The organism is Streptomyces sp. SLBN-118, from assembly GCF_006715635.1.
GTDB lineage: Bacteria > Actinomycetota > Actinomycetes > Streptomycetales > Streptomycetaceae > Streptomyces.
The window spans coordinates 3,226,742-3,251,537 of sequence record NZ_VFNP01000001.1; the positions used below are offsets into that span (position 1 = coordinate 3,226,742).

Consider the following 24,796-nt stretch of genomic DNA (forward strand, 5'->3'; position numbering starts at 1 on the left):
GAATGTCCCCAACAGGCTCCGGTGACAAGCCTAAAGCGTGTACTCGTGAGAGTTACTCGCCCTTGGCCTTCGCGATGATCTCCTCGGCGACGTTCCGCGGAACCTCGGCGTAGGAGTCGAACTGCATCGAGTAGCTTGCGCGACCCGAGGTCTTGCTGCGGAGGTCTCCGACGTAGCCGAACATCTCCGACAGCGGAACCAGGCCCTTGACGACCCGGGCACCGCTGCGCTCCTCCATGGCCTGGATCTGGCCACGGCGGGAGTTGAGGTCGCCGATGACATCGCCCATGTAGTCCTCGGGCGTGGTGACCTCGACGGCCATCATCGGCTCGAGGAGCACGGGGGACGCCTTGCGGGCACCCTCCTTGAACGCCTGCGAACCAGCGATCTTGAACGCGAGTTCGGAGGAGTCGACCTCGTGGTAACCACCGTCGATCAGGGTGACGCGGACGCCCACCATCTCGTAGCCGGCCAGGATGCCGAACTGCATGGCTTCCTGCGCACCAGCGTCCACCGAGGGGATGTACTCACGGGGGATGCGGCCACCGGTGACCTTGTTCACGAACTCGTAGGTCGCGTCGCCGCCCTCGATGGGCTCCAGCGCGATCTGCACCTTCGCGAACTGACCGGTACCGCCGGTCTGCTTCTTGTGCGTGTAGTCGATACGCTCGACGGCCTTGCGGATCGTCTCGCGGTACGCGACCTGGGGCTTGCCGACGTTCGCCTCGACGCGGAACTCGCGCCGCATGCGGTCGACGAGCACCTCGAGGTGAAGCTCGCCCATACCACCGATGATGGTCTGGCCGGTCTCCTCGTCGGAGTGGACCTGGAAGGAGGGGTCCTCCTCCGCGAGACGCTGGATGGCGACACCCAGCTTCTCCTGGTCACCCTTGGACTTGGGCTCGATCGCGACCTGAATGACCGGAGCCGGGAAGTCCATGGACTCCAGGATCACCGGGTTCTTGTCGTCGCACAGCGTCTCACCGGTGGTGGTCTGCTTCAGGCCCATCACGGCGACGATGTCGCCGGCGCCCACCGACTCGATCTCCTCACGCTTGTTCGCGTGCATACGGTAGATCTTGCCGATGCGCTCCTTCTTGCCCTTGGTGGGGTTCAGCACAGCGGTGCCGGACTCCAGGCGACCCGAGTAGACCCGGATGAAGGTGAGCTTGCCCAGGTGCGGGTCGCTCGCGATCTTGAAGGCGAGGGCGGACAGCGGCTCGTCGTCGGACGGCTTGCGCTTGACGACCGTCTCCGGGTCCTTCACGTCGTGGCCCTCGATGGCCTCGACGTCCAGGGGAGAAGGCAGGTAGCGCACGACCGCGTCGAGCAGCGGCTGGACACCCTTGTTCTTGAAGGCGGTACCGCAGAACACCGGGGTGACGGTGGTGCCGCCGCCCTTGCCGGACGCGATGGTGATACGACGGATCGCGGCATACAGCTGCTCCTCGGTGGGCTCGACGCCCTCCAGGTACAGCTCCATGATCTCTTCGTCGTTCTCCGCGACGGTCTCGACCAGCTTGCCGCGCCACTCCTCGGCGGCCTCGGTGTGCGTGGCCGGGATGTCGACGACGTCGTACATCTCGCCCTTGGTGGCCTCGGCGGACCAGACAAGAGCCTTCATACGAACGAGGTCGACAACGCCCTTGAAGTCGGCCTCGGCACCGATCGGCAGCTGCATCACGATCGGGGTCGCGCCGAGGCGGTCCACGATCATGTCGACGCAGCGGTGGAACTCGGCGCCGGTGCGGTCGAGCTTGTTGACGAAGCAGATACGCGGAACGCCGTAGCGGTCCGCCTGACGCCAGACGGTCTCGGACTGCGGCTCAACGCCGGCGACACCGTCGAACACCGTGACGGCACCGTCGAGCACACGGAGCGAACGCTCCACCTCGACCGTGAAGTCGACGTGGCCCGGGGTGTCGATGATGTTGATGGTGTGATCGACGTCCTCGAGCGGCCAGTGACAGGTCGTCGCGGCGGACGTGATCGTGATGCCGCGCTCCTGCTCCTGCTCCATCCAGTCCATCGTGGCAGCGCCGTCGTGGACCTCACCGATCTTGTAGCTCACACCGGTGTAAAACAGGATGCGCTCGGTGGTCGTCGTCTTGCCCGCGTCGATGTGGGCCATGATCCCAATATTGCGGACCTTGGCCAGGTCAAGCGAAGTGGTGGCCATTAGGCTCAATCTTCTCTCGGTCTCGATGTGGGTAGCGACTACCAGCGGTAGTGCGCGAAGGCCTTGTTGGACTCGGCCATCTTGTGCGTGTCCTCACGCTTCTTGACCGAAGCGCCAAGACCGTTGGAAGCGTCCATCAGCTCGTTCATGAGGCGCTCGGTCATGGTCTTCTCACGACGGGCGCGGGAGTAACCCACGACCCAGCGGAGCGCGAGGGTGGAGGCGCGACCGGGCTTGACCTCGATCGGCACCTGGTAGGTGGCGCCACCGACGCGACGGGACTTGACCTCGAGCGTCGGCTTGACGTTCTCGAGGGCGCGCTTCAGCGTGATGACCGGGTCGTTGCCGGTCTTCTCGCGGAGGCCTTCCATGGCGCCGTAGACGATCCGCTCGGCAGTGGAACGCTTGCCGTTCAGCAGAATCTTGTTGATGAGCGAGGTCACCAGAGGAGAACCGTAAACCGGGTCGATGATGACCGGGCGCTTCGGGGCGGGGCCCTTACGAGGCATTCTTACTTCTCCTTCTTGGCGCCGTAGCGGCTGCGGGCCTGCTTGCGGTTCTTGACACCCTGGGTGTCGAGGGAGCCGCGGATGATCTTGTAACGAACACCCGGCAGGTCCTTCACACGGCCACCACGCACGAGCACGATGGAGTGCTCCTGCAGGTTGTGTCCCTCACCCGGAATGTAGGCCGTGACCTCGATGCCGGAGGTCAGACGCACACGCGCGACCTTCCGCAGGGCCGAGTTCGGCTTCTTCGGGGTGGTCGTGAACACACGCGTGCAGACGCCGCGGCGCTGAGGAGAACCCTCGAGTGCGGGCGTCTTGTTCTTCTCGACCTTGTCCTGCCGGCCCTTCCGGACCAGCTGCTGGATCGTAGGCACTACTTCTCCGGTTTCTGTGTGCCGTATGTGAAACTAACCTGGAACGTCGCCGACCCACGCGGTCGGGTGTGTCGAATGCTGCAGGCTCCCCCGCAAAGGGAAGAGAGCGCAGATTACGGTGGCCTTTCGCGGACTCGCCATGCGGTTGAGGACACGCACACGAGCCCAGGCACACCCCAGGCACAAGGTCAGAGCGTACCTACCGCATCGGCTCCGGTCAAAACAAATGCACACGCGCAGGACACACCAGCCTGCAATGTACGACACAGGACGGCCATCCGCGAAGGATGACCGCCCTGTGTGCGTACGCTGCCTCATTCCGGGGGACGCCCCCGGAACCGCCGGCTCTTACTGGTTGTACGGACCGTAGTCGTAGTCCTCCAGCGGAACGGCCTGGCCGGAGCCGGTGCCGAACGGCGAGTAGTCGATGTCGTCGTAGCCGACGGCCGAGTACATCGCGGCCTTGGCCTCCTCGGTCGGCTCCACCCGGATGTTGCGGTAACGGGACAGGCCCGTTCCGGCCGGGATGAGCTTACCGATGATGACGTTCTCCTTGAGACCGATCAGGGAGTCCGACTTGGCGTTGATCGCCGCGTCGGTCAGAACCCTGGTCGTCTCCTGGAAGGACGCCGCGGACAGCCACGACTCGGTCGCCAGCGAGGCCTTGGTGATACCCATCAGCTGCGGACGGCCGGAGGCGGGGTGACCGCCCTCGGTGACCACACGACGGTTCTCGGTCTCGAACTTCGAGCGCTCGACGAGCTCGCCCGGCAGCAGTTCCGCGTCGCCGGACTCGATGATCGTCACACGGCGCAGCATCTGCCGGATGATGATCTCGATGTGCTTGTCGTGGATCGACACACCCTGCGAGTTGTAGACCTTCTGGACCTCGCCGACCAGGTGGACCTGGACCGCGCGCTGACCGAGGATCCGCAGCACGTCGTGCGGGTTGGTGGCACCCACGGTGAGCTTCTGGCCCACCTCGACGTGGTCGCCCTCGCCCACCAGCAGACGGGCACGCTTCGAGATCGGGAACGCCGTCTCGTCGCTGCCGTCGTCGGGGGTGACGACGATCTTCTTGGTCTTCTCGGTCTCCTCGATACGGATGCGGCCTGCCGCCTCCGAGATCGGGGCCACACCCTTGGGCGTACGGGCCTCGAAGAGCTCGACGACACGGGGCAGACCCTGGGTGATGTCGTCACCGGCCACACCACCGGTGTGGAAGGTACGCATCGTCAGCTGGGTACCGGGCTCACCGATGGACTGGGCGGCGATGATGCCGACCGCCTCACCGATGTCGACCAGCTTGCCGGTGGCCAGCGAGCGGCCGTAGCAGAAGGCACAGGTGCCGACCGCCGACTCACAGGTCAGCACCGAGCGGGTCTTGACCTCCTCGACACCGGCGCCCACCAGGGCGTCGATGAGCACGTCACCCAGGTCGACATTGGCCGGCGCGATGACCTTGCCGTCGACGACGACGTCCTCGGCGAGCATCCGCGCGTACACGGAGGTCTCGACGTCCTCGGTCTTGCGCAGGACACCGTCGGCGCCGCGCTCCGCGATCTTGAGCTTCAGACCGCGGTCGGTGCCACAGTCCTCCTCGCGGATGATGACGTCCTGCGAGACGTCGACCAGACGACGGGTCAGGTAACCCGAGTCGGCGGTACGCAGGGCGGTGTCCGCCAGACCCTTACGGGCACCGTGCGTGGAGATGAAGTACTCCAGCACGGACAGACCCTCACGGAACGACGCCTTGATGGGCCGCGGGATGGTCTCGTTCTTGGCGTTGGACACCAGACCACGCATACCGGCGATCTGACGCATCTGCATCATGTTTCCGCGAGCACCCGAGTTGACCATCATGAAGATGGGGTTGGTCTTCGGGAAGTTCGCGTTCATCGCCTCGGCAACCTCGTTGGTCGCCTTGGTCCAGATGGTGATGAGTTCCTGCGTGCGCTCCTGCTTGGTGATCAGACCGCGCTCGTACTGCTTCTGGACCTTCTCGTCCTGCGCCTCGTAGCCCTTGACGATCTCCTTCTTCGCCTCGGGAACGACGACGTCGGAGATGGCGACCGTGACACCGGAACGGGTGGCCCAGTAGAAGCCCGCCGCCTTCAGGTTGTCGAGCGTCGCCGCCACGATGACCTTCGGGTAGCGCTCGGCGAGGTCGTTGACGATCTCGGAGAGCTGCTTCTTGCCGACGGAGTAGTCGACGAAGGGGTAGTCCTCGGGCAGCAACTCGTTGAAGAGCGCGCGGCCGAGGGTCGTACGCAGCCGGAAGCTGTCACCCTGCTGCCACTCGCCCGCGGCGATGTCCGAGCCCTCCTCCGAGACCGGCGGAGTCCAGCCACGGGGCGGGATCGTGCCGACCGGGAAGCGGATGTCGATCTTCGCCTGGAGCGAGAGCTCCCGGGCGTCGAAGGCCATGATCGCCTCGGCGGTGGAGTTGAACGCACGGCCCTCGCCGCGCACCTCGCGCTCCTCCTCGTCCGTGGTGAGGAAGAAGAGGCCGAGCACCATGTCCTGGGTGGGCATCGTGACGGGACGGCCGTCGGCCGGCTTGAGGATGTTGTTCGAGGACAGCATCAGGATGCGGGCCTCGGCCTGCGCCTCCGCGGACAGCGGCAGGTGCACGGCCATCTGGTCACCGTCGAAGTCCGCGTTGAACGCGGTGCAGACGAGCGGGTGGATCTGGATGGCCTTGCCCTCGACCAGCTGCGGCTCGAAGGCCTGGATGCCGAGTCGGTGCAGCGTGGGCGCACGGTTCAGCAGAACCGGGTGCTCGGCGATGACCTCTTCCAGCACGTCGTACACGACCGTGCGGCCGCGCTCGACCATGCGCTTGGCGCTCTTGATGTTCTGCGCGTGGTTCAGGTCGACCAGACGCTTCATCACGAACGGCTTGAAGAGCTCCAGCGCCATGGCCTTGGGCAGACCGCACTGGTGCAGCTTCAGCTGCGGACCGACGACGATGACGGAACGCGCGGAGTAGTCCACACGCTTGCCGAGCAGGTTCTGACGGAAACGGCCCTGCTTGCCCTTGAGCATGTCGCTCAGGGACTTCAGCGGGCGGTTACCGGGACCGGTCACCGGGCGACCACGGCGGCCGTTGTCGAACAGCGCGTCGACGGCCTCCTGCAGCATCCGCTTCTCGTTGTTCACGATGATCTCGGGGGCACCGAGGTCAAGGAGACGCTTGAGGCGGTTGTTGCGGTTGATCACACGGCGGTACAGGTCGTTCAGGTCGGAGGTCGCGAAGCGGCCACCGTCCAGCTGCACCATCGGACGCAGGTCCGGCGGGATGACCGGCACGCAGTCGAGCACCATGCCCTTGGGGCTGTTGCTGGTCTGCAGGAACGCGGAGACGACCTTGAGGCGCTTGAGCGCACGGGTCTTCTTCTGGCCCTTGCCGGTACGGATGATCTCGCGGAGACGCTCGGCCTCCTCCTCGAGGTCGAAGGACTCCAGGCGCTTCTGCAGCGCCGCGGCACCCATCGAGCCGTCGAAGTACGTGCCGAAGCGGTCACGCAGCTCGCGGTAGAGCAGCTCGTCACCCTCCAGGTCCTGGACCTTGAGGTTCTTGAAGCGGTTCCACACCTCGTCGAGACGGTCGATCTCGCGCTGCGCACGGTCGCGCAGCTGCTTCATCTCACGTTCGGCACCTTCGCGCACCTTGCGGCGCACGTCGGCCTTGGCACCCTCGGCCTCGAGCTCGGCCAGGTCGGTCTCGAGCTTCTTGGCGCGGGCCTCGAGGTCGGCGTCGCGACGGTTCTCGACCTGCTGGCGCTCGACGGAGACATGCGCCTCCAGCGAGGGCAGGTCGCGCGTACGGCGCTCCTCGTCCACGAACGTGATCATGTACGCGGCGAAGTAGATGACCTTCTCGAGGTCCTTCGGCGCGAGGTCGAGCAGGTAGCCGAGGCGCGACGGGACGCCCTTGAAGTACCAGATGTGGGTGACGGGCGCGGCCAGCTCAATGTGGCCCATCCGCTCACGGCGCACCTTGGCGCGGGTGACCTCCACGCCACAGCGCTCACAGATGATGCCCTTGAAGCGGACGCGCTTGTACTTGCCGCAGTAGCACTCCCAGTCCCGGGTCGGACCGAAGATCTTCTCGCAGAAGAGTCCGTCCTTCTCGGGCTTGAGCGTGCGGTAGTTGATGGTCTCCGGCTTCTTGACCTCGCCGTGCGACCACTGTCGGATGTCGTCCGCGGTGGCCAGGCCGATCCGCAGCTCGTCGAAGAAGTTGACGTCGAGCACTTGTCGTCAATCCCTCTTTCGGGGTCGTGTCTCAATCAATGGTCTGATGGGGGTCCCACCCGCGCCCGCCAGGGCGTAGGGGGAGGGTCCGGGGCAGGGCCGGGACCTCACGAGGAGGTCCCGGCCAGACCCGTCAGACCTCTTCGACGCTGCTCGGCTCGCGCCGGGACAGGTCGATACCGAGCTCCTCCGCAGCGCGGAAGACGTCCTCGTCCGTGTCGCGCATCTCGATGGACATGCCGTCCGAGGACAGCACCTCCACGTTGAGGCAGAGCGACTGCATTTCCTTGATGAGCACCTTGAAGGACTCGGGAATGCCGGGCTCGGGGATGTTCTCGCCCTTGACGATGGCCTCGTAGACCTTCACGCGACCGGTGACGTCGTCGGACTTGATGGTCAGCAGCTCCTGGAGGGCGTACGCGGCGCCGTAAGCCTCCAGCGCCCACACCTCCATCTCACCGAATCGCTGGCCACCGAACTGGGCCTTACCACCCAGCGGCTGCTGGGTGATCATCGAGTACGGACCGGTCGAGCGGGCGTGCAGCTTGTCGTCGACCAGGTGGTGGAGCTTGAGGATGTACATGTACCCGACCGAGATCGGGTCCGGGAACGGCTCGCCGGAGCGGCCGTCGAACAGGTTGGCCTTGCCGGACGGCTGGACCAGCCGGTCACCGTCGCGGTTCGGGATCGTCGCCTCGAAGAGACCGGCGATCTCGTCCTCGCGCGCACCGTCGAAGACCGGGGTCGCGACGTTGGTGCCCGGCTCGACCTGGTCGGCGCCGATGGCCTGCAGTCGCTGAGCCCAGTCGTCGGCGAGACCGGAGACGTCCCAGCCGCGGCTGGCGAGCCAGCCGAGGTGGATCTCGAGGACCTGTCCCGGGTTCATTCGGGACGGGACACCGAGTGGGTTGAGGATGATGTCGACCGGGGTGCCGTCCTCCAGGAACGGCATGTCCTCGATCGGCAGGATCTTGGAGATGACGCCCTTGTTGCCGTGACGGCCGGCGAGCTTGTCACCATCGGTGATCTTGCGCTTCTGCGCGACGTACACGCGAACCAGCTGGTTCACGCCCGGCGGCAGCTCGTCGCCCTCCTCGCGGTCGAAGACGCGGACGCCGATGACCTTGCCGGTCTCGCCGTGCGGCACCTTCAGCGAGGTGTCACGGACCTCACGCGCCTTCTCCCCGAAGATCGCGCGGAGCAGACGCTCCTCCGGGGTCAGCTCGGTCTCACCCTTGGGCGTGACCTTGCCGACCAGGATGTCGCCGGCGACGACCTCGGCACCGATACGGATGATGCCGCGCTCGTCGAGGTCCGCGAGGACCTCCTCGGAGACGTTCGGGATGTCCCGGGTGATCTCCTCGGGGCCGAGCTTGGTGTCACGGGCGTCGACCTCGTGCTCCTCGATGTGGATCGAGGAGAGGACGTCGTCCTGCACGAGGCGCTGCGACAGGATGATCGCGTCCTCGTAGTTGTGACCCTCCCACGGCATGAAGGCGACCAGCAGGTTCTTGCCGAGCGCCATCTCGCCCTGTTCGGTGGCCGGACCGTCGGCGAGGACCTGGCCCTCGACGACCCGGGCGCCCTCGTCCACGACAACCTTCTGGTTGACCGAGGTGCCCTGGTTCGACCGGGAGAACTTGGCGATGCGGTACGTGGTGTACGTGCCGTCGTCGTTGGCGACGGTGATGTAGTCCGCGGAGACCTCCTGGACAACACCTTCCTTCTCCGCCTTGATGACGTCACCGGCGTCGACCGCGCAGCGGTACTCCATGCCGGTGCCGACCAGCGGCGCCTCGGCCGTGATGAGCGGAACGGCCTGACGCATCATGTTCGCGCCCATGAGGGCACGGTTGGCGTCGTCGTGCTCCAGGAACGGGATCATGGCGGTCGCGACCGACACCATCTGGCGCGGCGAGACGTCCATGTAGTCCACGTCGGAGCCCGGGACGTAGTCGACCTCGCCGCCACGACGGCGGACCAGGACACGGGCTTCGGCGAAGCGCATGTCGTCGGTCAGCGCGGCGTTGGCCTGCGCGATGACGAACCGGTCTTCCTCGTCGGCGGTCAGGTAGTCGACCTCGTCGGTCACCTGGTCGTCGACGACCTTGCGGTACGGCGTCTCGACGAAGCCGAACGCGTTGACCCGGCCGTAGGAGGCGAGCGAGCCGATCAGACCGATGTTCGGTCCTTCAGGGGTCTCGATCGGGCACATGCGGCCGTAGTGCGACGGGTGCACGTCACGGACCTCGAAGCCGGCCCGCTCACGGGACAGACCACCCGGACCGAGCGCCGAGAGGCGGCGCTTGTGGGTGAGACCCGACAGCGGGTTGTTCTGGTCCATGAACTGCGACAGCTGGCTGGTGCCGAAGAACTCCTTGATGGAGGCGACGACCGGCCGGATGTTGATCAGGGTCTGCGGCGTGATCGCCTCGACGTCCTGGGTCGTCATGCGCTCGCGCACGACGCGCTCCATACGAGCCAGACCCGTGCGGACCTGGTTCTGGATGAGCTCGCCGACGTTGCGCAGACGACGGTTGCCGAAGTGGTCGATGTCGTCGGTCTCGACGACGATCTGGGTGCCGCTCTCGCCCACGGTCTCGGTCTCACCGGCGTGCAGCTTGACCAGGTACTTGATGGTCGCGATGACGTCGTCGGTGGTGAGCACGCCGGCGTCCAGCGGCTCGTCGGCGCCGAGCTTCTTGTTCACCTTGTAGCGGCCGACCTTGGCGAGGTCGTAACGCTTCGGGTTGAAGTAGAGGTTCTCGAGCAGCGTCTGAGCGGCCTCACGGGTCGGCGGCTCGCCCGGGCGCAGCTTGCGGTAGATGTCGAGCAGCGCGTCGTCCTGGCCCTGGGTGTGGTCCTTCTCCAGGGTGGCGCGCATGGACTCGTACTCGCCGAACTCCTCGAGGATCTGCTCGGTGGTCCAGCCGAGAGCCTTGAGGAGGACGGTGACGGACTGCTTGCGCTTGCGGTCGATACGGACACCGACCATGTCGCGCTTGTCGATCTCCATCTCCAGCCAGGCACCCCGGGACGGGATGATCTTGGCCGTGAAGATGTCCTTGTCGGACGTCTTGTCGATGTTGGAGTCGAAGTAGACACCCGGCGAGCGGACCAGCTGCGACACGACGACACGCTCGGTGCCGTTGATGACGAAGGTGCCCTTGTTGGTCATGAGCGGGAAGTCGCCCATGAAGACCGTCTGGGACTTGATCTCGCCGGTCTCGTTGTTGGTGAACTCGGCCGTGACGAAGAGCGGGGCCGCGTACGTGAAGTCGCGCTCCTTGCACTCGTCGATGGAGTTCTTCGGAGGCTCGAAACGGTGGTCGCGGAAGGTCAGCGACATCGACCCGGAGAAGTCCTCGATCGGGGAGATCTCCTCGAAGATCTCCTCCAGACCGGACTTGGTGGGGACGTCCTGTCCGCTGTCCAGAGCCGCCTCGACACGAGCCTTCCATGCGGCATTGCCGAGCAGCCAGTCAAAGCTCTCGGTCTGCAGCGCGAGGAGGTTCGGAACCTCGAGGGGCTCCTTGATCTTTGCAAAGGAAATGCGCAGCGGGGCGGTGCTGGCGCCGTTGTTCGTATTCGCGGTCGAGGCGTTGCGCGAGGCGGCCAAGAGGGGGTCCTTCCGAGGGCTCGGACTCACTACGCGCGTACCGGTCCCACCATGGGCACGGAGACAGACGCTCCTGATTGGTCAAAATGGCCAGGTCAGGGATGCTTCGGTCAACGATGCTCACACGTGGGGATGCCCCTGGTGACGGGCAGGAGGCAGCTAACAGGCAGCGCAAAGGGTCAGTGTAGCCACTTGGCACACTGATGTCCAGTGCGGGTTTTCGAGACCCTCGTTGTTCTCAACTCCGCGGCTTGCCCTCGCGCCAGGAGGCGCACCTCGATACTGCCCGTTCGGTCGTCGATCCATGCCTCGGATCCGGATCCTTGTGACGACGCGTCCTGAGAATTGCGCGCTGCGTGCGGTTCGTCAAGGCCCCCCAACCCGAACTGGCTGCTGAGATCGTCACTGACCAGCATCAGGGGCGCGCACGGCGAAGATCACGATACTCACCGCATCCGGAAGAGCAAGGCAGGCCTCGCACACGCCGAAGGGCGACCACCCGGATGGGTGATCGCCCTTCGCCATGCCCTTGCGGCTCCCGTGAGGAGCCACGAGTCAGAGACTCAAAGGGTTACTTGACCTCGACGGACGCGCCGGCGGCCTTGAGGGACTCGGCAGCCTTCTCGGCGGCCTCCTTGGCGACCTTCTCGAGGACCGGCTTCGGGGTGCCGTCGACGAGGTCCTTGGCCTCCTTCAGACCCAGGGAGGTCAGCTCGCGCACGACCTTGATGACCTGGATCTTCTTCTCACCGGCGCCGGTGAGGATGACGTCGAACTCGTCCTGCTCGGCCTCGGCCTCGGCCGGGGCGGCAGCGGCGCCACCAGCGGCAACGGCGACCGGAGCGGCGGCGGTGACGTCGAACTTCTCCTCGAAGGCCTTCACGAACTCGGAGAGCTCGATGAGGGTCATCTCCTCGAACTGCGCAAGCAGGTCGTCCTGGCTGAGCTTCGCCATGATGGGCGATCCTTCCACTAAATCGGCTGGTGCCGGGATGTATATGTCGGCGGGCGTTCGGCCCGCTGCGACCAGCGCGCCGTCAGGCGGCGCTGATCAATGCGCGAGCCGAATTACTCGGCACCGCCCTGCTCGGCCTTCTTGGCACGAAGCGCCTCCGCGGTGCGGACGAACTTCGAGGGAAGCGCCTGGAAGAGCGCGGCAGCCTGGGACTGCTTGCCCTTCATGGCGCCCGCCAGCTTGGCGAGCAGAACCTCGCGGGACTCGAGGTCCGCAAGCTTCTTGATCTCATCGGCGGACAGCGCCTTACCGTCAAGGACACCGCCCTTGATGATGAGGTTGGGGTTGTCCTTGGCGAAGTCACGAAGACCCTTCGCCGACTCCACCGGGTCACCGGTGACGAAGGCAACCGCTGTCGGACCGTTGAACAGGTCGTCGAGCGTGTTGATCCCGGCCTCGTTGGCCGCAATCTTGGTCAGCGTGTTCTTCACCACGGCGTACTGGGCGTTCTCACCGAGCGAACGGCGCAGCTCCTTGAGCTGAGCCACGGTGAGACCCCGGTACTCGGTCAGCACGGCGGCGTTCGAGCTGCGGAACTGGTCCGCGAGCTCGGCTACCGCGGCAGCCTTGTCGGGCCTTGCCATGAGCGTCGGCCTCCTTCCGGGTGATGAGGACCGCTCAGAAGGGGCTGAACAAAACGAAACGCCCCGGCGCAGGCGCACGGGGCGTAGCTCAACCGAATGGAATCCGGGAGCTGTCCACAGTCACCTGCGCAGGACGTCCGCAGCTAGCGGATCCTTCGGCTGCCAGGCGCTCTTACGAGAGCACGGCAACGACCAGCGGTCTTTGGCTTCTGTGGAAGAGTACGGGACCGGATCCCGGTCCGGCAAATCGGGCCGTGCGGCTCACTCCCGGCCCCTCCCGATGCCCTTGAACATCTCAGCCAGGTCCGCCGTCGCGGAGACCGGCGGGGCCCGCGCGCTTGACCGCCGCGGCCAGGGCGACGCGCAGGGGCTTCTGCGCGGCCGTGCGGTCCGGCTGCGGCGTGGTGCTCGCCGAACAGGCAGCGGAGCCGCACAGCAGCGCTCCGGCGACCAGGCCCCCGGCCGCCTTCCGGTACATCGGATGCATGATCCCCCCACAGGTGTACGTGATGCTCCGCAAACCCCCGCGACACTACCGTTCGACTCCGACACCGCCAGCGAATAAAGCGCCCGTGCACAGAAACCGGCCCCCGCGCCTCTGTCGAGGTGCGGGGGCCGGTTTCGTAGATCGAGTGAGCCGTCAGGCTCAGACCGCGGCCGGGTCCTCCTCGACGAGGAGGTTGCGGGTGCGGTTGGAGTCCAGCGGGATGCCGGGGCCCATCGTCGTGGTCAGGGTCGCCTTCTTGATGTAGCGGCCCTTCGCGGCGGACGGCTTGAGACGGAGGATCTCCTCCAGCGCCGCGGCGTAGTTCTCGACCAGCTTCGTGTCGTCGAAGGAGACCTTGCCGATGATGAAGTGCAGGTTCGAGTGCTTGTCGACGCGGAACTCGATCTTGCCGCCCTTGATGTCGTTGACAGCCTTGGTGACATCGGGGGTGACGGTGCCGGTCTTCGGGTTCGGCATCAGACCACGCGGACCGAGCACGCGGCCGAGGCGGCCGACCTTGCCCATGAGGTCCGGGGTGGCGACGACGGCGTCGAAGTCCAGACGGCCCTTCGCAACCTCGTCGATCAGTTCGTCGGAGCCGACAATGTCGGCGCCAGCGGCTTCCGCGGCCGCAGCACGGTCACCGGTCGCGAAGACCAGGACCCGGGCGGTCTTGCCGGTGCCGTGCGGAAGGTTCACGGTGCCGCGGACCATCTGGTCGGCCTTGCGCGGGTCAACGCCCAGACGCATGGCGACCTCGACGGTGCCGTCGAACTTGGTGGAGGTGGTGTCCTTGGCGAGACGGACGGCCTCGAGCGGGGCGTACAGCTTCTCCCGGTCGATCTTGGCGTCCGCAGCGCGGAGAGTCTTGCTGCGCTTCACTTCTGCTCCTGTGTTGGTTCAGGTATGGAGTCGTGGTGCGGACCAGCGCTTGGTCCTGCCACTGAGGTTTTCGGGGGCTGTCAGCCCTCGACCGTGATGCCCATCGAACGGGCGGTGCCGGCGATGATCTTCGACGCGGCGTCCAGGTCGTTGGCGTTCAGGTCGGGCATCTTGACCGAGGCGATCTCGCGGACCTGGGCGCCGGTGAGCTTGGCAACCTTGGTCTTGTGCGGCTCGCCGGAGCCCTTGTCCACACCCGCGGCCTTGAGGATCAGCTTGGCGGCCGGCGGAGTCTTGGTGATGAAGGTGAAGGAACGGTCCTCGTAGACCGTGATCTCCACCGGCACGACCATGCCACGCTGCGACTCGGTCGCGGCGTTGTAGGCCTTGCAGAACTCCATGATGTTGACGCCGTGCTGACCCAGCGCGGGGCCGACCGGCGGAGCCGGGTTGGCCGCGCCGGCCTGGATCTGGAGCTTGATCAGCCCCGTGACCTTCTTCTTCTTGGGAGGCATTCCGGGTCCTCTTCCTATTCATGTCTTTCCTGCTGCCCAAGGGGCAACCGCACAACGATAACTGCTGGGGCTGTGCGGCCAAAAACCGAGCAGGTCAGAGCGGCCGCGAGAGCCGGTCTGACCTGTTCGGAGGCGTATGTTCCAGAAGACTCCCTGAAGGAGCTAGTTCTTCTGGATCTGGTCGAAGCTCAGCTCGACCGGGGTCTCGCGGCCGAAGATCTCGACGAGGCCCTTGACCTTCTTCGAGTCGGCGTTGATCTCGTTGATCGTCGCCTGCAGCGTCGCGAACGGGCCGTCGGTGACGGTGACCGAGTCGCCGACCTCGAAGTCCAGCACCTGGACCTCGACCTTGCGGGCAGGAGCCGGCTTGCCCTCGGCCTCGGCCGCCTCGCGAGCGGCCTTCTCCTCGGCCTCCGGGGCGAGCATCTTGACGATCTCGTCCAGGGTCAGCGGGTAGGGGTCGTAGGCGTTGCCCACGAACCCGGTGACGCCGGGGGTGTTGCGGACGACGCCCCAGGACTCGTTCGTCAGGTCCATGCGGACCAGGACGTATCCGGGGAGCTTGTTCTGGCGGACGTTCTTGCGCTCGCCGTTCTTGATCTGGACGATCTCTTCCTCGGGCACTTCGGCCTGGTAGATGAAGTCCTCGACGTTCAGAGAGACGGCGCGCTGCTCAAGGTTGGCCTTCACGCGCTTCTCGTAGCCGGCGTACGTGTGGATGACGTACCACTCGCCGGGCAGACCGCGCAGCTCCTCACGGAGCGCGGCAACGGGGTCGACCGGGGCGGCGGGCTCTTCCTCCACGATGTCGGCGGCCTCGTCGGCGGCTTCCTCGTCGGCGGCTGCGGCGGCCTCGTCCTCGTCGACCTCGGCCACGGCGGTGGCGGCTTCCTCGACGTGCACCGCGGCCTCCTCGGCCGGCTCACCGGCGGTGGCGTCGGCAGCCTCGGCCTGGTCCGGCTCCACAGCGTCCGCCGCCTCGACGATGTCGAGCTCGTCCTTCACGGACTCGGCCGACTCGATGGCGTCGTTCAGGTTCGGGTCAGACACGGTGGCTGCTTCTTCCTGGATACAGATGGGGTGGAACATGCGAAAGGGGCGCCGCTGCCGGCGCCCTCCGCGGGATCAGCCGAAGACGTACTTGACGGCTTCCTGGAACCCATAGTCAATCACGGTCACCAGACCAATCATGACGACTACGAAGACAATCACCACTGTGGTGTACGTCGACAGCTGGCTTCGAGTGGGCCAGACAACCTTGCGCAGCTCGGCGATGATCTGTCGGTAGAAGAGCGCCAGACGACCGAGGGGCCCCTTCTTGCCGCGCTTACCGCCCTTGCGGGCCTTCTTCTTCGACTCAGGCGCCTCGTCCTCGGCATCAGGCATGTCGATGGAGCCCACGGCGTCCGTCACGATCTTTCACCTGATTCCGGGTCGTGGCCGCGCCGCGCCCGGTGGAGCCGCACGGCCGGTTCATTGAATGTACGTACATGCGCACACATCCTGGCGAAGGTGTGTGTAGCAGGGCCGGAGGGACTTGAACCCCCAACCGCTGGTTTTGGAGACCAGTGCTCTACCAATTGAGCTACGACCCTTTGTGGTTTCCCCAACCTACCCCATCCGAAGATGCGGTTGGTGAGGGCCAACGACGAGTGAGTGTACGTGGTCGGGGGCCCGCCGTCGAACAGATAGCTTCGAGCCGGTTCCTGTCCGCAACTCGAAACATGTGTGCCGGGCGGGATGGCCGTCTGGGACGATGGCCGTATGAGCGCTGCAACCTCTCCCACCGAGCGCCGGGTCTCCGCCCGCATCGGCGCGATCTCCGAGTCCGCGACCCTCGCCGTCGACGCCAAGGCCAAGGCCCTCAAGGCCGCCGGACGTCCGGTGATCGGCTTCGGCGCGGGTGAGCCCGACTTCCCGACACCGGACTACATCGTCGAGGCCGCGATCGAGGCCTGCAAGAACCCGAAGTACCACCGCTACACGCCGGCGGGCGGGCTCCCCGAGCTCAAGGCCGCCATCGCCGCGAAGACGCTGCGCGACTCCGGTTACGAGGTCGAGGCCTCGCAGATCCTGGTCACCAACGGCGGCAAGCAGGCGATCTACGAGGCGTTCGCGGCGATCCTCGACCCGGGTGACGAGGTCATCGTCCCGGCTCCGTACTGGACCACCTACCCCGAGTCGATCCGCCTCGCGGGCGGCGTCCCGGTCGACGTGGTGGCGGACGAGACCACCGGCTACCGGGTCTCCGTCGAGCAGCTGGAGGCGGCACGCACGGAGCGTACGAAGGTCGTGCTCTTCGTCTCCCCGTCCAACCCGACGGGCGCGGTGTACAGCGAGGCCGACGCCGAGGCGATCGGGCGCTGGGCGCTCGAGCACGGGCTGTGGGTGCTGACCGACGAGATCTACGAGCACCTGGTCTACGGCGACGCGAAGTTCACCTCGCTGCCCGCCCTGGTGCCCGAGCTGCGCGACAAGTGCATCGTGGTCAACGGTGTGGCCAAGACGTATGCGATGACCGGCTGGCGCGTGGGATGGATCATCGGCCCGAAGGACGTGGTGAAGGCCGCGACCAACCTGCAGTCGCACGCCACGTCCAACGTGTCCAACGTGGCGCAGGTCGCGGCGCTTGCTGCCGTCTCCGGTTCGCTGGACGCGGTCGCCGAGATGCGGACCGCCTTCGACCGCCGCCGCCAGACGATCGTGCGCATGCTCAACGAGATCGACGGTGTGCTGTGCCCGGAGCCGGAGGGTGCCTTCTACGCGTACCCGTCGGTGAAGGGGCTGCTGGGCAAGGAGATCCGCGGCAAGCGTCCACAGAGTTCGGTGGAGCTGGCGGCGCTGATCCTGGACGAGGCCGAGGTGGCTGTCGTACCGGGCGAGGCCTTCGGTACGCCCGGCTATCTGCGTCTCTCGTACGCGCTGGGCGACGAGGACCTGGTCGAGGGTGTGTCGCGGCTGCAGAAGCTGCTGGCCGAGGCGCGCGACTGACGTCCTGTGCCCGTCCTGCGACCGCGGAGCCCACCGACTCGACGGAGTCGGTGGGCTCCGTTTCTTCGTTCGGGCAAGAACCCGATCGGGGAAAGCGGCTGTCCCTGGGCGGCGTGTTGCGGCAAGATCCTGGAATGGAGCGCAGTTCATCGGGACATCCCCCGAACCCCCCGTGTGTACGTGACGTTGGCCTGCTGCCCAAGGCTCATCTGCATCTGCACTTCACCGGGTCGATGCGGCCCGCCACCCTGCTGGAACTCGCCGACAAGTACGGCGTCCATCTGCCCGATGCCCTGACCGGCGGCGAACCGCCCAAACTGCGGGCGACCGACGAGCGCGGCTGGTTCCGCTTCCAGCGGCTCTACGACATCGCGCGGTCCTGTCTGCGCTCCCCTGAGGACATCCAGCGGCTGGTGCGCGAGGCGGCCGAGGAGGATGTCCGGGACGGTTCCGGCTGGCTGGAGATCCAGGTCGATCCGACCTCGTACGCGCCCATGCTGGGCGGGCTGATCCCGGCGCTGGAGATCATTCTGGACGCCGTGGAACGCGCCTCGCGGGAGACCGGCCTCGGGATGCGGGTGCTGGTCGCGGCCAACCGTATGAAGCACCCCCTGGACGCGCGCACACTGGCGCGGCTGGCGGTGCGCTATGCGGACCGCGGGGTGGTCGGCTTCGGCCTCTCCAACGACGAACGCCGGGGCATGGCACGGGACTTCGACCGCGCCTTCTCCATCGCGCGGGAGGGCGGGCTGCTTGCCGCGCCCCACGGCGGCGAGCTGACGGGTCCCGCGTCCGTACGCGACTGCCTCGACGATCTGCACGCCTCGCGGATCGGGCACGGGGTGCGGGCGGCGGAGGACCCGCGGCTGCTGCGGAAGCTTGCGGAGCGCGGGGTGACCTGCGAGGTGTGCCCCTCGTCGAATGTGGCGCTCGGCGTGTACGAGAAGCCCGCCGATGTGCCGCTGCGCGCCCTGTACGAGGCGGGGGTGCCGATGGCTCTGGGCGCTGACGACCCGCTGCTCTTCGGCTTGCGGCTGGCCGCTCAGTACGAACTGGCACGCAGGCACCACGGCTTCACGGACGCCGAACTGGCCGAACTGGCACGCCAGTCGGTGCGGGCGTCGGCGGCTCCTGCCGAGGTGAAGGACAAGATGCTGGCGGGGATCGACGACTGGCTGGCTACCGGCTGATTCCGCGCAGCAGGGTGCGTGCGATGCCCGCGGCGAACTCGTCGAGGGGCTGGGGTGGCTTGCCGCCCTGCGTCATGTCGTAGGCGAAGGCGCGCTGGGCGCAGGCACCGAGAAGCAGTGAGGCGGCGGCGTAGGTGTCCGCCTCGGCGCTGATGCGGCCCGCCTGTTGCTCGGTCCGCAGATAGGCGTCCAGGCCCTGGATCGGCCTGTGGGGGCCCGCGCCCATCTCCCGCATGGCCTGCTCGTGGCGTCGTTTGAGCTGCGGCTCGGCGTAGAGCGAGGCCGCGATGGGGAAGGTCTGCTCGTAGAAGAGCGCGGCCTCGTGGGCGATCGCCGTCAGGTTCTCCTCGACGGAGTGCTCCCCCGGCTCGGCGGCGAGGCCGGCCAGCAGCGGGCTCAGCCTGGGCAGCCGTTCGCTGAGGACGGCGACGAACAGTTCCTCCTTGCTTGCGAAGTTCTTGTAGAGCGCGGCCTCGGAGCAGCCGGCCGCCTTGGCGATCTCCTTGGTGGTGGTGCGGGCGAGGCCAAGGGTGAGCATCAGCTCGTGGGCGGCGTCGACGATGCGGGCGCGGGCCGGTTTCTGCATGGATCCTCCGGCAGGGCTTGACGAGTGAGTGAGTACTTACCACTCTAGTGGTGAGTGAATACTTACCCACCACCCGAGGAGGGTGCGCCATGAAACTCACGGTTTTCGGTGCGACCGGCGGAATCGGCCAGGAGATCGTCACTCAGGCACTGGCGGCGGGGCACGAGGTGACGGCAGTGGTGCGCGATCCGGCACGATTCGGGATCACGGGTCCCGGCCTCCAGGTGTTCCGGGCGGACCTGAAGGAGGGCGAGTCGCTGCGCACGGCGGTCGCCGGGCGTGATGCGGTCCTCTCGGGTCTCGGCGCCCGCAGGCGCGCGGACGCCGGGGTCGCTGCGGCGCTGACGCGCTCGGTGCTCTGGGCGATGGAGGCGGAGGGCACGCGCCGGTTGCTGGTGGTGAGCGCGGCCCCGCTCGGCCCGGTTCCCGAGCGTCGGCCGGTGCTGGACCGCACGATGCTCGCGGTGATCAACACCTTGCTGAAGCCCGTGTACGACGACCTCCGTTCCATGGAGGGCGAATTGGCTCGCAGCACGACGGACTGGACCGCCGTCCGCCCGCCGCGGCTGCTGAACAAGCCGCTGACGGGCTCGTACCGGACGGCTGTGGGCGGCACTCCGAGCAGCGGCAGGACGATCGGCCGTGCAGATGTGGCCCACGCGATGCTGGGAATGGTCGAGAATCCCGCGACGGTAAAGCAGGGTGTGGGCGTGGCGTACTAGGAAGAGCCCGGGCGGCTTGGATCAGAGGCTGACGCCGACCGTCACCGGCTCGTTGACGAGCGTGATGCCGAAGGCCTCGCGCACGCCCGTCACCACCTCGCGGGCGAGCGCGAGCAGGTCCTCGGTGGTGGCCTCGCCCCGGTTGGTGAGCGCGAGCGTGTGCTTGCTGGAGATCCGGGCCGGGCCGGTGCCGTACCCCTTGGTGAAGCCGGCCTTGTCGATCAGCCAGGCCGCCGAGGTCTTGGTGCGCCCCTGGCCCGCCGGGAAGGCGGGCGGCGCGGCGTCGGGGCCGAGGCGCTCCAGGACCCGGGTGAGAAAGCTCTCGTACGCGTCCTGGTCGAGGATCGGGTTGGTGAAGAAGGAGCCCGCCGACCAGGTGTCGTGGTCCTCGGGGTCCAGCACCATGCCCTTGCCCGCACGCAGCTTCAGTACGGTCTCGCGGGCGGCGGCCGCCGGGACGCGCTCGCCCGCCTCGACGCCGAGCGCGCGCGCCGTCTCGGCGTACTTGAGGGGCGCCGACAGGCCGCCCGCGTCCTCCAGCTCGAAGCGGACCCGCAGGACGACATAGCGCTCGGGGTCCTGCTTGAAGCGGCTGTGGCGGTACGAGAAGTCGCAGTCGGCGTTCGGGACGGTGACCGTCGCGCCGGTGCGGCGGTCGTAGGCGACGACTTCGGTGATGGTGCTGGAGACTTCCTGGCCGTACGCGCCGACGTTCTGGATCGGCGTGGCACCGGCCGAGCCCGGGATGCCCGCCAGGCACTCGATGCCCGCGAGGCCGGCTTCCACGGTTCGCGCGACGGCGTCGGTCCAAACCTCGCCGGCGGCCAACTCCAGCGTGGTGCCGGACAGTTCGAAGCCGCAGGTGGCGATGCGCAGCGCGGTGCCGTCGAAGCCCTTGTCGCCGATGACCAGGTTGCTGCCGCCGCCGATGATCAGCAGCGGGGTGCCGGTTGCGTCCGCCTCGCGTACGACCGCGACTACCTCGTCGTCGGTGGTCGCCGTGACGAGGCGGGTCGCGGGGCCGCCGAGCCGGAAGGTGGTCAGGGGGGCCAGGGGAGCGTCGTGGAGTTCCTGCACGGGGACAAGGGTACGGTCCGTGGCGCCACCGCTCGGGCGGGGCCACGGACCGTATGCGTACACCGCTGCCGTACGCGTCACACCGCTGCCCTACGCGTCACACGGCGACGGATCACGCGCGCGGCATCACACGGCGACGGGCGCGGGCTTCTCGACGGCCTCGGCGCTCACCGGGGCGTCGGCCGGTGTCAGATGGCGGCGGCCGGGGATCAGCAGGGCGACCAGGGCCGCGACGGCCACCGCGCCCGCACCGATCCACAGGGCCGGAATGGTGCCGTCGGTGAAGGCCTGGGGCGACTCGTAGCTGCCCTGGGCGGCGAAGACCGCGCCGAGGACCGCGACACCGAGCGCTCCGCCGACCTCCCGCAGGGCGTTGTTCGCGCCGGACGCGATTCCCTGTTCGGCCGGGCGGACGCTGGACATGACCACGCTGGCCGCGGGGGCGAAGTACAGCGCCATGCCGATGCCGCCGAGGATCAGGCCGGGCAGCTGCGCGGTGTACGACACACCCGGCTCCAGCACCAGCGCGAAGAGCGCCAGGCCCACGGCCTGTAGGGCGAGCCCGGTGGCGACGACCGGTCGGCCGCCGATCTTGTCGGAGAGGAATCCGGCGATGGGCGCGACGATCAGCGGCATACCGGTCCAGGGGAGCATGCGCAGACCCGCCTCGGTGGGCGAGTACCCGGCGACTCCCTGCATGAACTGGCTGAGGAGGAAGATCGAACCGAACATGCCGAGGAACATCAGCAGGCTCGCGGCATTGATGCCGAAGAAGGCTCGCTGCCGGAAGAGCCGCATGGGCAGCATGGGGTTCTTGCTCGTCAGACCGTGCCGTACGAAGGCGGCCAGCAGCAGGGTGCCCAGAATCAGACCGGCCAGGATCGGGGTGCTGCCCCAACCGTCGGCCTGGCCGTTGACCAGGGCGTAGACGATGCCGAAGAGGCCGCCGCTGACGAGCAGGGTGCCGGGGATGTCGAGCCGGGCGTTGGGGGCGTGCGACTCCGCGAGGCGCAGCCGGGCCAGCGGCAGGAGCGCCAGGCCTATCGGCACGTTCAGCCAGAAGATCCACTGCCAGGAGATGTGCTCGGTCAGACTGCCGCCGATGAGGGGTCCACTGGCGACGGCGAGGCCGGTGACGGCGCTGAAGATGCCCAGAGCCGCACCGCGCCGGGCGACCGGGACGGCAGCCGTGAGCAGGGTCAGGGTCAGCGGCATCATGATCGCCGCGCCGACGCCCTGGACGGCACGGGCCGCGATGAGGGCGTCGATTCCGGGTGCGAGCGCCGCGGCGGCGGACGCGCCGGTGAAGACGGCCAGGCCGGCGATGAAGAGCCTGCGGCGGCCGAAGCGGTCGCCGAGTGCGGCACCGAGCATCAGCAGTACGGCGAAGGTGAGCGTGTACGCGCTCACCGTCCATTCGAGGTCCTCCAGCGCGCCTCCGAGGTCCTTGCGGATGGAGGGAAGGGCGGTGGTGACGACGAGGTTGTCGAGGGCCGCCATGAAACCGGCGACGCTGGTGATGACGAGTGCCCAGGCGGCGCTGCCGCGGCGGGCCGTGCTCTGTTCCATGACTTTCCCCTGATGTTAGTTATCGATGACTAACTTTCGTGGGCAGAGAGACGCGCTCACCCATGATCGCCCGAACGCCTACTCCGCCACCGGAATCTTGGACATGTCGAAGGCCGACCAGACCCGATGCCTCTTCGGGAAGCCGAGCGAGGCAAGGACGTTGATGAGCATTCCGTAGGACAGGAAGTACGTGGTCTCCTGCACATCGGCGCCCAGTGCCAGATGCGAGAAGTCCCAGAGCTTCTCCCACTCGGCCCGGATCGCCTCGCCGAACTCGTGGTCCCCGGCCGCCTCGGCCGAGGCCACGGCGACGTACACCTGCATCTGCATGAGCAGCCTGTCGGGGTCCTCGGCCAGGAGCCGCTTGTACGCGGTTCCCATCGCGAGATGCACATCCTCCGGCGCCACGCCGCGCGCGGCATCCGCCATCGCATCGCGGGTCTGCTCCAGGCAGCGGGTCGCCGCCGCGAGGAAGACTTCCTGCTTGTTCTTGAACAGCCGGAAGAGGTACGGCTGCGACACCCCGACCCGCTTGGCGATCGCCTCGGTGGAGGTGCCTTCGTAGCCGCCTCGCGCGAACTCGGTGATCGCGGCGCGGATGACGCTCTCGCGTCGCTCTTCTGCGCTCATCCTGACCATGCGGACTAAGTTAGTGGCCAATCACTAATTAGTCAACAGCTGAGAGCAGGTCCGGCGGGGCAGGTAAGGGGCACACCCAAGGGAGGGGTGCCCCTTACGCATCTCCGTGCGCTCGGGACTCGTCTCCGTGCGCTCGGTGCGCGGCCTCTCAGGAGAGCTGCACCACGGCGCGGGACATGCTCAGCACCTTCTGCCCCTCGCTCATCACCGTCACGTCGACCTGGACGCGGTTGTCGTCCAGCTTCGCCGCGACCTTGCCGCCGACCTCGATCAGCGCGCCCTTCTCGTCGTTCGGCACCACGACCGGCTTGGTGAAGCGGACGCCGTACTCGACAACCGCGCCCGGGTCGCCGGCCCAGTCCGTGACGACGCGTACCGCCTCGGCCATGGTGAACATGCCGTGCGCGATCACATCGGGAAGTCCTACCTCCGTGGCGAACTTCTCGTTCCAGTGGATCGGATTGAAGTCGCCCGAGGCTCCGGCGTACTGCACCAGCGTGGCCCGCGTCACCGGAAAGCTCTGCGCCGGGAGCTCGGTGCCGACCTCGACGTCCGCGTAAGAGATCTTCGCAGCCATCACGCCTCCTCGGCGGCGCGCGCCACCAGCTTGGTCCACGCGGTCACCACATGCGCGCCGGCCTCGTCGCGCACCTCGCCACGGATGTCGACAACGTCGTTGCCCGCAAGGGACTTGATGGACTCAATGGTCGAGGTGACGGAGAGCCGGTCCCCCGCGCCGACGGGCCGGGTGTACGCGAACTTCTGCTCTCGATGCACCACGCGGTCGTAGTCGAGCCCCAACTGCGGGTCCTGAATGACCTGTTCCGCCGCCTTGAAAGTGATCGCGAAGGCGAAAGTCGGCGGCGCGATCACATCGGAGTGGCCGAGTGCCCTGGCGGCATCAGGGTCGGTGTATACGGGATTGGCGTCGCCCACCGCCTCGGCGAACTCGCGGATCTTTTCCCGGCCTACCTCATAGGGCGAGGTGGGCGGATAAGTCCGCCCCACGAAGGACTGGTCGAGCGCCATGGACTGGCTCCCTCCTGACAGATGGACCTCAACAAACGACACGAGGCCGCCCCCGGGTCGGGGGCGGCCTCGTATACGAGCCTGATTAGCGCGTTTCGCGGTGCGCCGTGTGCGAGTTGCAGCGCGGGCAGTGCTTCTTCATCTCAAGACGGTCCGGATTGTTGCGCCGGTTCTTCTTGGTGATGTAGTTCCGCTCCTTGCACTCCACGCAGGCCAGCGTGATCTTCGGGCGGACGTCGGTGGCAGCCACGTGAGTGCTCCTTGGACGGACGGATGAACGGATGAACGCATAAAAGAGTAGCCGATCGGAGGACCGACCCCGCAATCGGCTACTGTGTGTAGCGGTGACCGGACTTGAACCGGTGACACAGCGATTATGAGCCGCTTGCTCTACCGACTGAGCTACACCGCTGCGATACCGGATCTCCTCACCGGGAGGTGAGGATCCCCGACATCAGAGCCCCAATACGGAATCGAACCGTAGACCTTCTCCTTACCATGGAGACGCTCTACCGACTGAGCTATTGGGGCGAGCGATGAAGACATTACACGGTCCCTCGCCGATCGCC

At 66.9% G+C, this 24,796-nt stretch carries 22 protein-coding genes and 3 tRNA genes; 3 read left to right on the forward strand and 22 right to left on the reverse strand.

Annotated elements, in window-relative coordinates; translation table 11 throughout:
- Positions 1-52: 52 nt before the first annotated feature.
- From fusA to FBY35_RS14645, 13 genes are all read right to left on the reverse strand, one after another.
- A complete protein-coding gene (fusA, locus tag FBY35_RS14580; protein WP_142214211.1) occupies positions 53-2,179 on the reverse strand; it encodes an elongation factor G in 2,127 nt (708 codons plus the stop codon).
- Positions 2,180-2,217: 38 nt separating this feature from the next.
- Positions 2,218-2,688, reverse strand: coding sequence for a 30S ribosomal protein S7 (gene rpsG, locus FBY35_RS14585; protein ID WP_142214212.1), 471 nt, complete (start codon positions 2,686-2,688; stop codon positions 2,218-2,220).
- Positions 2,689-2,690: 2 nt separating this feature from the next.
- Positions 2,691-3,062, reverse strand: a complete 372-nt coding sequence (rpsL, locus tag FBY35_RS14590; protein WP_003948652.1) for a 30S ribosomal protein S12 — start codon at positions 3,060-3,062, stop codon at positions 2,691-2,693.
- Positions 3,063-3,410: 348 nt separating this feature from the next.
- On the reverse strand, positions 3,411-7,322 hold the full coding sequence (locus FBY35_RS14595) for a DNA-directed RNA polymerase subunit beta' (protein WP_142214213.1): 3,912 nt from the start codon (positions 7,320-7,322) through the stop codon (positions 3,411-3,413).
- A 133-nt stretch (positions 7,323-7,455) separates the two neighbouring features.
- A complete protein-coding gene (rpoB, locus tag FBY35_RS14600) occupies positions 7,456-10,941 on the reverse strand; it encodes a DNA-directed RNA polymerase subunit beta (RefSeq protein WP_142214214.1) in 3,486 nt (1,161 codons plus the stop codon).
- 571 nt (positions 10,942-11,512) lie between these two features.
- Complete coding sequence (gene rplL / locus FBY35_RS14610) at positions 11,513-11,896, reverse strand: 50S ribosomal protein L7/L12 (RefSeq protein WP_142214215.1); 384 nt, start codon at positions 11,894-11,896, stop codon at positions 11,513-11,515.
- A gap of 113 nt (positions 11,897-12,009) precedes the next feature.
- Positions 12,010-12,540, reverse strand: a complete 531-nt coding sequence (rplJ, locus tag FBY35_RS14615; RefSeq protein WP_142214216.1) for a 50S ribosomal protein L10 — start codon at positions 12,538-12,540, stop codon at positions 12,010-12,012.
- Between the two features lie 295 nt (positions 12,541-12,835).
- Positions 12,836-13,018, reverse strand: a complete 183-nt coding sequence (locus FBY35_RS14620) for a hypothetical protein (RefSeq protein ID WP_142214217.1) — start codon at positions 13,016-13,018, stop codon at positions 12,836-12,838.
- A gap of 168 nt (positions 13,019-13,186) precedes the next feature.
- Positions 13,187-13,909, reverse strand: a complete 723-nt coding sequence (rplA, locus tag FBY35_RS14625) for a 50S ribosomal protein L1 (protein WP_142214218.1) — start codon at positions 13,907-13,909, stop codon at positions 13,187-13,189.
- An 80-nt stretch (positions 13,910-13,989) separates the two neighbouring features.
- A complete protein-coding gene (rplK, locus tag FBY35_RS14630) occupies positions 13,990-14,424 on the reverse strand; it encodes a 50S ribosomal protein L11 (RefSeq protein ID WP_142214219.1) in 435 nt (144 codons plus the stop codon).
- Positions 14,425-14,586: 162 nt separating this feature from the next.
- Positions 14,587-15,474 carry a transcription termination/antitermination protein NusG gene (gene nusG / locus FBY35_RS14635; RefSeq protein ID WP_142214220.1) on the reverse strand — a complete coding sequence of 296 codons (888 nt, stop codon included), beginning with the start codon at positions 15,472-15,474 and terminating at the stop codon, positions 14,587-14,589.
- 75 nt (positions 15,475-15,549) lie between these two features.
- Entirely contained in the window at positions 15,550-15,837 is a 288-nt protein-coding gene (gene secE / locus FBY35_RS14640; protein ID WP_142214221.1) for a preprotein translocase subunit SecE, read from the reverse strand.
- 109 nt (positions 15,838-15,946) lie between these two features.
- A tRNA-Trp gene (locus tag FBY35_RS14645) sits at positions 15,947-16,019 on the reverse strand.
- A gap of 169 nt (positions 16,020-16,188) precedes the next feature.
- Between FBY35_RS14645 and FBY35_RS14650 the strand changes: the two genes are divergently transcribed.
- Entirely contained in the window at positions 16,189-17,415 is a 1,227-nt protein-coding gene (locus FBY35_RS14650; protein WP_142214222.1) for a pyridoxal phosphate-dependent aminotransferase, read from the forward strand.
- Positions 17,416-17,549: 134 nt separating this feature from the next.
- A complete protein-coding gene (locus FBY35_RS14655; RefSeq protein WP_142214223.1) occupies positions 17,550-18,605 on the forward strand; it encodes an adenosine deaminase in 1,056 nt (351 codons plus the stop codon).
- Here the strand turns inward: FBY35_RS14655 and FBY35_RS14660 are convergent.
- On the reverse strand, positions 18,595-19,191 hold the full coding sequence (locus tag FBY35_RS14660; protein WP_142214224.1) for a TetR/AcrR family transcriptional regulator: 597 nt from the start codon (positions 19,189-19,191) through the stop codon (positions 18,595-18,597). The genes FBY35_RS14655 and FBY35_RS14660 overlap by 11 nt on opposite strands.
- An 89-nt stretch (positions 19,192-19,280) precedes the next feature.
- On the opposite strand from FBY35_RS14660, the gene FBY35_RS14665 reads away from it, so the two are divergent.
- On the forward strand, positions 19,281-19,913 hold the full coding sequence (locus tag FBY35_RS14665) for an NAD(P)-dependent oxidoreductase (protein ID WP_142214225.1): 633 nt from the start codon (positions 19,281-19,283) through the stop codon (positions 19,911-19,913).
- A 21-nt stretch (positions 19,914-19,934) separates the two neighbouring features.
- On the opposite strand, the gene FBY35_RS14670 is transcribed toward FBY35_RS14665, so the two are convergent.
- From FBY35_RS14670 to FBY35_RS14705, 8 genes are all read right to left on the reverse strand, one after another.
- Positions 19,935-20,990: a UDP-N-acetylmuramate dehydrogenase gene (locus tag FBY35_RS14670; protein ID WP_142214226.1), complete on the reverse strand. Its 1,056-nt coding sequence runs from the start codon at positions 20,988-20,990 to the stop codon at positions 19,935-19,937.
- Positions 20,991-21,116: 126 nt separating this feature from the next.
- Positions 21,117-22,559: an MFS transporter gene (locus tag FBY35_RS14675; RefSeq protein WP_142214227.1), complete on the reverse strand. Its 1,443-nt coding sequence runs from the start codon at positions 22,557-22,559 to the stop codon at positions 21,117-21,119.
- Positions 22,560-22,637: 78 nt separating this feature from the next.
- A complete protein-coding gene (locus FBY35_RS14680) occupies positions 22,638-23,198 on the reverse strand; it encodes a TetR/AcrR family transcriptional regulator (protein WP_186356934.1) in 561 nt (186 codons plus the stop codon).
- A 148-nt stretch (positions 23,199-23,346) separates the two neighbouring features.
- Positions 23,347-23,775, reverse strand: a complete 429-nt coding sequence (locus FBY35_RS14685) for a MaoC family dehydratase (protein WP_142214228.1) — start codon at positions 23,773-23,775, stop codon at positions 23,347-23,349.
- Positions 23,775-24,227 (reverse strand): MaoC family dehydratase N-terminal domain-containing protein, encoded by a 453-nt coding sequence (locus FBY35_RS14690; RefSeq protein WP_142214229.1) that lies wholly within the window; start codon positions 24,225-24,227, stop codon positions 23,775-23,777. Before FBY35_RS14690 ends, FBY35_RS14685 begins: the two co-directional genes overlap by 1 nt.
- Before the next feature lie 85 nt (positions 24,228-24,312).
- The gene (gene rpmG, locus FBY35_RS14695) at positions 24,313-24,477 is read right to left on the reverse strand and encodes a 50S ribosomal protein L33 (RefSeq protein WP_003956487.1); all 165 of its coding nucleotides are present in this window, start codon (positions 24,475-24,477) and stop codon (positions 24,313-24,315) included.
- An 89-nt stretch (positions 24,478-24,566) separates the two neighbouring features.
- Positions 24,567-24,639 (reverse strand) — tRNA-Met (locus FBY35_RS14700).
- A gap of 46 nt (positions 24,640-24,685) precedes the next feature.
- Positions 24,686-24,758 (reverse strand) — tRNA-Thr (locus tag FBY35_RS14705).
- Positions 24,759-24,796: the final 38 nt, after the last annotated feature.